Origin of the sequence: Nakamurella aerolata, from assembly GCF_013002705.1 — a bacterium.
Classification (GTDB): Bacteria; Actinomycetota; Actinomycetes; order Mycobacteriales; family Nakamurellaceae; genus Nakamurella; species Nakamurella aerolata.
This window is the reverse complement of the sequence record NZ_JABEND010000019.1, coordinates 1-3685: the sequence shown is the minus strand read 5'-3', so window position 1 is coordinate 3685 and position 3685 is coordinate 1. Positions and strand designations below refer to the sequence as shown.

4 protein-coding genes are annotated in these 3685 nt (G+C 64.8%); all 4 read left to right on the top strand.

All coding sequences use genetic code 11. From position 1 onward, the window contains the following. Positions 1–301 precede the first annotated feature (301 nt). A complete protein-coding gene (locus HKD39_RS18520) occupies positions 302–877 on the top strand; it encodes a hypothetical protein (protein ID WP_171201356.1) in 576 nt (191 codons plus the stop codon). A gap of 413 nt (positions 878–1290) precedes the next feature. After that, on the top strand, positions 1291–2088 hold the full coding sequence (locus tag HKD39_RS18515) for a hypothetical protein (RefSeq protein ID WP_171201355.1): 798 nt from the start codon (positions 1291–1293) through the stop codon (positions 2086–2088). A gap of 184 nt (positions 2089–2272) precedes the next feature. After that, positions 2273–2962: a hypothetical protein gene (locus HKD39_RS18510; RefSeq protein ID WP_171201354.1), complete on the top strand. Its 690-nt coding sequence runs from the start codon at positions 2273–2275 to the stop codon at positions 2960–2962. A 101-nt stretch (positions 2963–3063) separates the two neighbouring features. After that, on the top strand, positions 3064–3685 hold a 622-nt coding region (locus tag HKD39_RS18505), incomplete at its 3' end, for a transposase (RefSeq protein ID WP_212754758.1).

The following is a 3685-nucleotide window of genomic DNA, read 5'->3' as shown; positions in this document are numbered from 1 at the left end:
TACTCGTCCAGATGATCCAAGACCATCCGCACCGCACGCTCACGCTGCTGCTTCGGATATTGCTTCGGCATGACACCGATCCTCTCGCAAAGGACCGGCCCCAAAGCCGTGACGCTTCACGACCGGCACCGAACCGCTGTTCCCGCGCAGTTCGTACGAGGACGCGCCCGGCTCCAGCCCGGACGCTGCTGCCAGCACGCCAGCGTCCAGCTCCAGCAGCCCGCCGGCGAAGAGCCACAAATCCAGCGGCGAAACGCCCGCCAGATCGGCTCAATCGAACCGAACGACCTCAACCCCACCGTTGACGTCCAAGAAGGCTTCCCCGGGCACACCTTCGGCGAAGTCGAGCACCAGCAGCCGGCCCAGCCTCGACGGTCCAGCCCCCGCTGCCGACGACGTCCAGACAACAGGCCCAGGCGGCGCCCCGGTGGTGTTGGCCGCCCCGGAAGGTCCGATCTCGGACTCGGAAGCCAAAAACCGCAGAGAGATCGAGGCCGCCTGGCTCAACATGTGGCACCTGTACGAGACGCTCGACAAAATCCCACCGGAGCGAATCACCAGCGAACTCAGCCGGTACGCGTATGGGCCTGCGCTCGACGAATACAACGAAATCATTGAAAGAGCACAGAATCAGCAGCTCAAGAACACGGGCACGGTCCGACACCGGATTTGGTGGGAACCCCCGGTAGGTAGCAGCGACGTCGCGCTGGTGATCGATTGTCTGGACTTCAGCAAATTCGGTTGGGAGAATGGCGCCAAGAAGACCGTTGGAAAGGTCGGACCCGTGTTCGATGAGTACGAAATCTCGGTCTTCAAGGATCAAGGCACCTGGAAGGTCAGTAAGATTAACATCAGTGATCGGAAGTGTTCGTTTTGATAGCCGCGACAAAGCGGTTGCTGGTGACAGCGACGGCAGCAACGCTGCTGTGCACTGGCGCAATGAATAGCAGCTCTGCAGCAACAGAACCCCAACCACAGCGTCTGCTCGCCGTTGCCACTCCGAAAGCTGCTGTCCCGGATCCTACAGTCAAGGGAAGAAAGGTCCCGCAGGGTGCCGCCCTCGAAATTGACTGGTCAATTCCGATTACGGGCCCCGGCAAGAAACCTTCGACCGCTGCTACATCCACCAGCCAGACCGCGACGAGCAAAGGTGACACGAACGGCTCGGCCGCTTCTCAGAAACCCAATCCGACCGCGAAGACCGAAAGCCAGAGCTCTTCTGCGGCGCTCATCGTCGACTACGACCGGCCAAGAACTCCCACTCCGTCGGCACCGGCGGGCTGCCGCACCGTGTTTGTTCCCACCGCATCGAACACGGATTTCGGTCGTTACCCCGTCAACGGTTCGGCAGGCGCTGGCGATCTGTACCGGACGGACTGCGCCGAAGCGTTGACCATCGACACCAACCAGCTCACCACGTGGACGCCCGTCGGTTACACCTGGCAGGCCTACCCCACCCAACCGGCGGCGCCCGGCGCGCCCCCGGCACCGCCCGCACCGGCGCCACCTCCCCCGCCGCCGTCACCGGAAGAGCTGGCGCAACGGCTGTACAAGCGGGTCGACGTGCTGATCCCCAATCACACCGTCGGCATCGGCCCGACCAAACCCGACGAGACCATTGTCAAGGTGCCGCAATGGCTTTGGGTGGACGATCCGGGCCCGCAGAGTGCATCGATCTCGCTGCTGGGCGTCACCGTCGATATGACGGCCAGCATCGAAAGCGTCGATTGGAACATGGGCGAACCGACCGGCAATCCCGACCAGGGCGCGACCGAGCCAGCCACCGTGCACTGCACCGGGCCCGGCGCACCGGCACCACCGATCGCCGAGCTGCCGTTCGAAGCCAAGACCTGGAAACCCGAGTGCGGCTACACCTATCGATGGCGCTCCATCCCGGAGCGCACCAACGGTCGCGGCACCTGGCCGATTCAGGCCAACGTGCACTGGAACGCGCACTGGCAGTCGAACACCGGCGCCGGCGGTGACATCCCGATCGAGCGCACCGGCAGCAGCGCCGTTAAGACCTGGGAGCTGCGGGTACGGCTGGTGAACGACCCGAACGCGCCGCAGCCCCCACCCACCAGATAGAGCCCAGCGCCTCATCCCGGGCCAAGACCATGCCCAGCGAATCCGCTCGCACCAACACGGAACACGGCAAAAGCTCTGTGCGGTCGGCGATCTCAGGCCGAAACGGGCCGGCGGAATCCCGGCTGATGACCGCGCTCTGCTGGTGTCCTCATCGGACAGGTCGGACAGACGGACGGAAAGCCTCATGACCTCGCTACCCAGCAAGGCACTTCGACGACGCCGCGCCGTCGCCGGAGTCTGCGCCACCCTCACGCTGCTGGCCTCGGCCTGCACCAGCACCTCAGACGCCACCGGCACCACCGAACGTTCGTACCCGCCGGCGAATCCGTCAGTCTTCGGCTCGTCCGTCGGGCCGACCGGCACCGAACCACTGTTCCCGCGCAGTTCGAACCACGACGCGCCCAGCTCCAGCACCCCGCCGGCCAAGAGCCACAAATCCAGCGGCGAAACGCCCGCCGGTTCGGCTCAGTCGTATCGAACGACCGCAACCCCACCGTCGACGTCCAGAAAGGCTTCCCCGGGCACACCCTCGACCAAGTCGAGCACCAGCAGCCGGCCCAGCCTCGACGGACCACCCGCTTCCGCCGACGACGTCCAGACAACAGGCCCAGGCGGCGCCCCGGTGGTGTTGGCCGCCCCGGAAGGTCCGATCTCGGACTCGGAAGCCAAGAACCGCAGAGAGATCGAGACTGCCTGGCTCAACATGTGGCAGCTGTACGCGGTCATCGACACGATTCCGGTGGACCAGCTGCGGGACCGGTTCTCGAAGTACAGCTATGGGCCCGCACTTGAGGAATATGTTGCTACCGGAAAGGCCGCTGCCGAGCGGGGCATTGCCAACGACGGAGGCATTAGCCTCGCGCTTTCATGGTGAGTGATTGGCGGAGCGTGTTGTTCATGAGGAAAGGTGCTCTGACCTGCGAAGATTGGTCTTGTCGAAGGATCATCTACGCGTGAATCAGGAGCACCTTTCTGGTGTTGAAGTCTACCTTGTTTTATCCGGTTCCACGGGTCGATCAGGCCGCAACCGAGGTGGTGTCGCAGGCCGGCGCGGTCCTGCTGACCAGGACCGTCCACCGGGTCGGCATTGACCGGGCACTGTCGCAGGTGTTGGCGCCGTGGCGGCCGAGGTGGGCGGTCCACGACCCGGCGAAGGTGGTGTTGGATCTGGCGGTCAGCCTGGCCGTTGGTGGGGATTGCCTGGCTGATATCGCTGTATTGCGCGCCGAGCCCGCGCTGTTCGGTCTGGTGGCCTCGGATCCGACGGTGTCCCGGACCATCGACAAGCTCGCCGCCGACGCCGATCGGGCACTGGCCGCGATCAACGAAGCGACAGCATCTGTGCGACAACGGGTATGTGCCTTGTCCGGTGATCGGTCACCGATCCATGCGGTGTCGGCCGACACGCCGGTGGTCATCGATCTGGATGCCACGTTGGTGACCGCCCACTCCGATAAGGAACACGCAGCACCGACCTTTAAGCGGGGGTTCGGGTTCCATCCGCTGCTGGCGTTCATCGACCACGGCACCGGCGCCACCGGTGAGGCCGCGGCCGCGCTGTTGCGGCCCGGCAACGCCGGCGCGAACACCGCCGCCG

Coding starts and splice junctions, on each gene's coding strand:
- HKD39_RS18510 (WP_171201354.1), top strand. CDS start 2,273: ATGACCTCGCTACCCAGCAAGGCACTTCGACGACGCCGCGCCGTCGCC.